5 protein-coding genes are annotated in these 6,445 nt (G+C 64.5%); 2 read left to right on the forward strand and 3 right to left on the reverse strand.

The window, feature by feature from the left end:
* Together WEA77_RS03655 and WEA77_RS03660 are read left to right on the forward strand one after the other, a co-directional pair.
* Positions 1–370, forward strand: a 370-nt coding sequence (locus WEA77_RS03655; RefSeq protein ID WP_368066507.1) for a DUF817 family protein, incomplete at its 5' end; no start/stop codon positions are given.
* A 13-nt stretch (positions 371–383) separates the two neighbouring features.
* Positions 384–2,285, forward strand: coding sequence for a biotin carboxylase N-terminal domain-containing protein (locus tag WEA77_RS03660; RefSeq protein ID WP_368066508.1), 1,902 nt, complete (start codon positions 384–386; stop codon positions 2,283–2,285).
* A gap of 119 nt (positions 2,286–2,404) precedes the next feature.
* Here the strand turns inward: WEA77_RS03660 and WEA77_RS03665 are convergent, their stop codons facing one another.
* Genes WEA77_RS03665 through WEA77_RS03675 form a run of 3 tightly spaced genes read right to left on the reverse strand, consistent with a single transcriptional unit; the run spans position 2,405 to position 6,375 of the window.
* Positions 2,405–3,619 (reverse strand): CoA transferase, encoded by a 1,215-nt coding sequence (locus WEA77_RS03665; RefSeq protein WP_368066509.1) that lies wholly within the window; start codon positions 3,617–3,619, stop codon positions 2,405–2,407.
* Between the two features lie 56 nt (positions 3,620–3,675).
* Positions 3,676–4,521, reverse strand: coding sequence for a MaoC family dehydratase N-terminal domain-containing protein (locus WEA77_RS03670; protein WP_368066510.1), 846 nt, complete (start codon positions 4,519–4,521; stop codon positions 3,676–3,678).
* A 54-nt stretch (positions 4,522–4,575) separates the two neighbouring features.
* On the reverse strand, positions 4,576–6,375 hold the full coding sequence (locus tag WEA77_RS03675) for a flavin-containing monooxygenase (protein ID WP_368066511.1): 1,800 nt from the start codon (positions 6,373–6,375) through the stop codon (positions 4,576–4,578).
* Positions 6,376–6,445: the final 70 nt, after the last annotated feature.

The raw sequence follows: 6,445 nt of genomic DNA on the forward strand, positions 1-6,445 counted from the left end.
CCCGCCGCTCCGGCTGCAGGGCCTGCTCGCCACCGCCATCTACGTGAACTTCTTTACCCACCACTGGCTGGCGGATGTCCGTCTCGGTCTCTTCGCCGCCACCGCCCTGATCTACCTGCGCACCATGGTCTGGTTCCGCCCGGACGAGGTCCACCGCCCCATGCCGCTGCTGGTCGGCTTCTTCCTCGTGGCCCTGTTCATCTGGTTTGCCGAAAACCTTGCCACCTTCGCCCGCGCCTGGACCTATCCCGGCCAGGAAGACGGCTGGGAGATGGTGTCTTTATCCAAACTCGGATCATGGTATCTGCTGATGATCATCAGTTTCGTCCTGGTCGCCACCGTGCACCGGGGCCCCGGAATCAAAAAATGAACAGGCCCCGCAAGTGAAAATCACCAAACTCCTCGTCGCGAACCGGGGTGAGATCGCCGTCCGGATCTTCCTCACCTGCCGGCGCCTCGGTATCGCCACCGTCGCTGTGTATTCGGACGCCGACCGCGCCGCCATGCACGTGCGCGAAGCCGATGAAGCCGTCCATATCGGCGCGCCACCCGCCGCCGAAAGCTATCTGCGCACCGAGGCTATCCTCGCCGCCGCAAAAGAAACCGGCGCAAACGCTATCCACCCCGGCTACGGCTTCCTGTCTGAGAATGCCGCCTTCGCCGAAGCGGTCATCGCTGCGGGCCTCGCCTGGGTTGGCCCGCCGCCGGCCGCCATCCGCTCCATGGGCCCGAAAGACGAAGCCAAGCGCATCGCTGAAGCGGCAGGCGTCCCCGTCCTCCCCGGCTACCGGGGCGAAGCGCAGGATATCAGCACCCTGACGAAAGCCGCCGAGAATGTTGGCTACCCGCTGCTGATCAAGGCCGTCGCCGGCGGCGGAGGCAGGGGCATCCGCCAGGTCTCGAAAGCGTCCGAACTCCAGGCCGAACTCAACAGCGCCGTCCGCGAAGCCGAGTCCAGTTTCGGCGATGGACGCGTCATGCTCGAAAAGCTCGTCGAACGCCCGCGCCATATCGAAGTGCAGGTCTTCGGCGATCAGCACGGCAATGCCGTTCACCTGTTCGAGCGCGATTGCTCGCTTCAGCGCCGCCGCCAGAAAGTCATCGAGGAAGCCCCCGCGCCCGGCATGCCGGACGCCGTCCGCAAGGCCATGACGGACGCTGCCGTGACGCTCGCCAGGGCGGTTGGATATCAGGGCGCCGGCACGGTCGAATTCATTGTGGACGGATCAAGACCCCTCGGTCCGGACACATTCTGGTTCCTCGAAATGAACACCCGCCTGCAAGTCGAACACCCGGTCACCGAAGCCATCACCGGCACCGACCTTGTTGAGTGGCAACTCATCGTTGCCTCCGGCGGAAAGCTCCCGCTGAAGCAGAAAGACATCAGGATCAGAGGCCACGCGTTCGAGGCTCGCATTTGCGCCGAGGACCCTGCCGACAGTTTCCGCCCCGGCGCCGGCCTGATCCTCGAATTCGGCCTTCTGGAAGAACCGGACGGCGACACCCTCCGCTGGGATGCAGGCTTCGAATCCGGAGACCGTGTCCCCTCGAACTACGACTCCATGATCGCCAAACTGATCGTACACGGAGAAACCCGCGAGGACGCCCTCCAGCGCCTCACGGACGTCCTCGCCCACACCCAGCTCTGCGGCGTGCCCTCGAACGCCGGCTTTCTCCGCCGCTGCGCGCTCTCAGCCGAGTTCGCCGCCGGCATCCATCACGTCAACTGGATCAGTGAAAACCTGGGCGCTCTTGCCGGCGTGCCCGCCGCCCACCGCGAAGCGGCCCTATCTGCCGTCGCCTCGCTGCTGCTGGATGATGAAGGCGCCGGATCCCCTTGGGATATGCATGACGGCTTTCGCCTCAATTCTGTGCCCCGCCGCGATGTCCTCCTCGCCGCGGACGGCGAGGTCTGCCTGGTAGATCCGGATGCGCCGATCGCAGAGGAGACGCCGCTGCCGCTGATCACCGACCTGAGCCCCCGCCGCTTCGCGGTTACCTGCGGCGGCGACAGTTTCCTCGTCACCATCCCCGAATTCAGCGCCGATGCCGACGCCGCCCTCGGCGGAAATGTCGTCAGGGCCCCGATGCCCGGTAAGGTGCTCAGTGTACTGGCAAAAGCCGGCGCCGCGGTCACCCGCGGCGAAACCCTCGCCGTACTCGAAGCGATGAAAATGGAGCACGCCCTCGTCGCCCCCCGCGACGGTGTGGTGGAAGCCGTCCACGCCAGCGCCGGCCAGCAGGTCGCCGACGGCGATGTGCTTGTTATGCTGATCGAGGCGTAGGCCGCCTGACGGGCCGACTGGATTGTCTGCCTGCCCCCCGAAGGCGGGGTCATCGCAAGGCTGTCTGAATTCCTGATGCCCGCCTTCACGGCGATGAACGCACGAATTTCCTGGCGGCGTTACCTCGGTCCCGCCACAATCAGATCATCATGCAGCCCGGCAATCTCCCCGTCCGAATATCCGATCCCGGACAATATCTCGTCGGTATTCTCGCCCAGGCTAGGCGCCCGCACCGGCGCAATCCGCTCGGCATCGGAAAACGCAATCGGATTGCCCGGTGTAAGATAAGTTCCGATCCCCGGATGCTCCAGCATTGAAAACATGGGATTATCTGTCGAGATATCCGGGTCCTCCTCCACCGCCTGTTTGAACGTCCGGTAGCGTGCCCAGGTCACACTACGCTCGGCAAACGTGGCCTCGAACTCTTCCACGCGCCGCGTATCAAAGAACGGTTTGAGCACCTGCGTTATTGCGTGCCGATGCTCGAAGCGAACACCCTCCCTGTCGAGGTTTACGCCCAGTTTCACCGCCAGCCCCTCGAACGCTTCCTGCGTATGTGTCACGGCTTTCAGGTTGTCCCACTGGCGCTGTGTCAAAGCGACAACCACCACACGCCCGCCGCCCTTGCACACGAAATCCTGCGCATAGGCTCCGTATAGGGAGTTGCCCATCTTCGGCCGGTCATAACCGTTCACGGTTACCTCGCCGATGATGCCAAGATTGCCCAGCATCGCCAGCGCCATGTCCTTGAGCGCCAGTTCTACCAGCTGCCCGTTCCCGGTCAGTCGCCGGTGGCGCTCCGCCGCGAGGATGCCCAGCGCTGCCTGCTGCCCGGTGATACAGTCCCAGGCCGGCAGTACATGCCCGACCGGTTGGGTAGATCCTTCCGGCCCTGTCGCCATCGGAAAGCCCACCGCCGGGTTCACCGTATAGTCCACCTGCGGCCCGCCGCTCCGGTCCCCGGTTACCGACATCATGATCAGGTCTTCGCGGTGCTTCTTCAGCGCCGGATAATCCATCCATCCGCGTACGCGCAGGTTCGTCAGGAAAATGCCTTTGCCCTCACCGGGCTCGCAGATGAGCCGCGTCACGATTTCCTGTCCGCGCGGCGTCGTCATGTCCACGGCCAGGCTCCGCTTGCCCTTGTTGAGCCCTGCCCAGAAAAGGCTGCGCCCCTTATCAGTCACCGGCCAGCGTCCATTGTCGAGGCCGCCGCGTATCCGGTCGAAGCGGATCACATCCGCGCCCATCTGCGCCAGCGTCATCCCCGCCAGCGGCGCCGCCACGAAGGCCGAACCTTCGACAATCCGCAGCCCTTCCAGAATCTTGACCATGCCATCCTCCCGGCGGGCCGCATTCCGGGCCTCGTCATGCGCTTACCTAGTGCGTCTCAGGCTGGCGCCCAGCCGAGATTTGCCTGCATGCCCGCTGCGCCCTCGCCGTTCGCCGTGAACAGGTCCAGCCCGCCCGCCTCGCTTGTCCGCCCACAGACGGACACCGCGTCAAAATCAAAGAGCGGCCTCAGCCCCCGGAACGTATAGCTCGCCGGCCGCTTGCCCGGTTGCCAGCGCCGCGCCGCCTCCATCAACAGGATGGCCTGCAGCGGCCCGTGCACCACGAGGCCGGGATACTTCTCCGTTTCCATCGCATAGGGCCGATCATAGTGTATCCGGTGCCCGTTGAAGGTGAGCGCCGAAAACCGGAACAGAAGCACCGGGTCAATCGCCACACGCTCCGTCCACGCACATTCCCCCACCGGGGTCGGTGCCGGCGCGCTGAACACCTCGGGGATCGGCATGTAGACGATGTCCTGCTCCTCCTCCATCACGCCTGCGCCCCCGCGCGAGTAGGAATGGCGCACGGTCACGAACACCATCTCGCCCGTCCGCCCGGTCTTTGCCGTCACCTTCGCGATCGTGGACACCTTTGTCAGTTCGTCGCCGATCCGCACAGGCCCGAAGAAGTGGCACCGGCTGCCCGCCCACATGCGCCGGGGCAGGGTGATCGGCGGCAGGAACCCGCCCCTCTGCGGATGCCCGTCCGGCCCCACGCTGGAGGCGCGCACCACGGGCAGGAAATAGAGCCACAGCCAGAGCGGCGGAAGCTCCGCCCGGGTCCCGAAATCATCCGGGTTCTGATCGAGCGCTGCCGCCATCGCCCGCGCAGGCCCCGGCTGCACGGTATCAATCTGCACCTCGGTGCGGCCAATCCAGCTTTGCAGCGCGTCTGTATCCATCCGCAGAGAGTTAGCCCAAACGCCCGCGCGCTCAAGTCCCGCTCGCGAAAAGCGCTAATTCAGCTCCAACCCCGCCAATTCGCCTTCCTCGCGCCACTTCTTGAGGATGCGGAAATAGGCATTCGGTCCGTCGCCATAGGAATTGTTCTGCGCCGCGCGGTCGCTCGGCTTGCCTTCGTTGTTATAATAGCCGGGCGTGCATTCCTCGAGGAACTGCTGGCGCGTCACGGCTTTCGCGATGATCTGCTGCACCCAGGCCTCTTCGGCCTCTGGTGAGGCCTCGAACGTCGCCGCCTGCCGTGCCTTCACCTGCGCCAGCGTGTAGCCGATCTGCTCCGCCTGCTCGTCCAGGAGGTGCGGATAGTTGGCCGTAAAGCCCGCCTGTCCAGGCCCCATCAGGAACATGTTCGGAAATCCGTGCACGGATAATCCATGCAGGCTGCGCATCCCGTCCGCCCAATAATCCTTCATGGTCACGCCGCCGCGCCCCACGGGATCATAGCCCGCCCGCCGCGTATAGTCCGTGCCCACTTCGAATCCCGTCGCATAGACGAGGCAGTCGATCTTGTAGGCCTCGCCGTCCACCACGATCGAATCCTCGGTGATCCGGTCGACGCCCTGTCCATTGGTGTCCACCAGCGTCACATTCGGCCGGTTGAATGCGCCGAGATACTGGTCATGGAAACACGGCCGCTTGCAGAATTGCCGGTACCAGGGCTTCAGCGCCGCCGCGACGGCCGGATCCCCGATGATCTCGTCTACCCGGCTGCGCACCTGTTCCATCTTCTTGAAGTCGGCGATCTCTGCCAGCTCTGCCAGCCGCTGCGGCGTCAGGCCCTGCTGGTCGCCCTTGGAGGCGATGAACAGGATGTTGCGGATAATGTCCGTCCACCCATCATTCACCAGGTCCTCCGGCTCATAGCCGCCGGAAACGAGCGTATTGAAATTCTCCATCCGGCGCCGCTGCCAGCCTGGCTCCAGGCCCTTCGCCCAGTCCGGGTCGGTCTGCCGGTCATTGCGCACATCGATAGAGGAGGGCGTGCGCTGGAACACGTAAAGATGCTTTGCGCCCGCGGCCAGATGCGGCACGCATTGCACGGCGGTTGCGCCTGTGCCGATGATGCCCACCACCTTGTCTTTGAGCCCCGTCAGCCCGCCTTCCGGCCCGCCGCCGGTATAGCCATAGTCCCACCGGCTCGTATGGAAGCTGTGCCCCTTGAACGTCTCGACACCCGGAATGCCGGGCAGCTTAGGCCGGTTCAGCGGCCCGTTGCTCATCACCACGAACTGCGCGGTAAATTTGTCGCCGCGGTCCGTCAGAATCGTCCAGGCCTTCTTCTTCCCGTTCCATTTCATGCCGGTCACACCGGTGCTGAGCAGGGCCTTGTCGAACAGGTTGAAGTGTTCCGCGATCCGCTTTGAATGCGCGAGGATTTCCGGAGCCTTCGTGTATTTCTCCTTCGGCATGAAGCCGGTCTCTTCCAGCAGCGGCAGATAGATATAGCTCTCGATATCGCACGCCGCGCCCGGATACCGGTTCCAGTACCAGGTGCCGCCAAACGCGCCGCCGGTCTCGATCATGCGGATGTCATTGAAGCCCGCCTTGCGCAGCCGCGCTGCCGCCAGCATCCCGCCAAACCCGCCGCCAATTACCGCCACCTCGACGTGATCCGTCACCGGCGCGCGCGGCGCACGCTCCGTGTACGGGTCTTCCAGGTAATGCGCGAACTGCCCGGCCACGTTCACATACTGCTCGTTGCCGTCCTTGCGCACGCGCTTGTCGCGTTCGGCAAGGTAGCGGGCTTTCAGCTCCGCCGGGTCAAATCCAAGATCAAGCGTGCCGGTATCGGCCATTCGTCAGTCCTCCGAAACACTGCAGGGCCCGCGTCTCATCCGCGCCGCTCGCTCGCATCCAGGAGCAAAT

Source organism: Hyphomonas sp., from assembly GCF_040882205.1.
GTDB lineage: Bacteria > Pseudomonadota > Alphaproteobacteria > Caulobacterales > Hyphomonadaceae > Hyphomonas.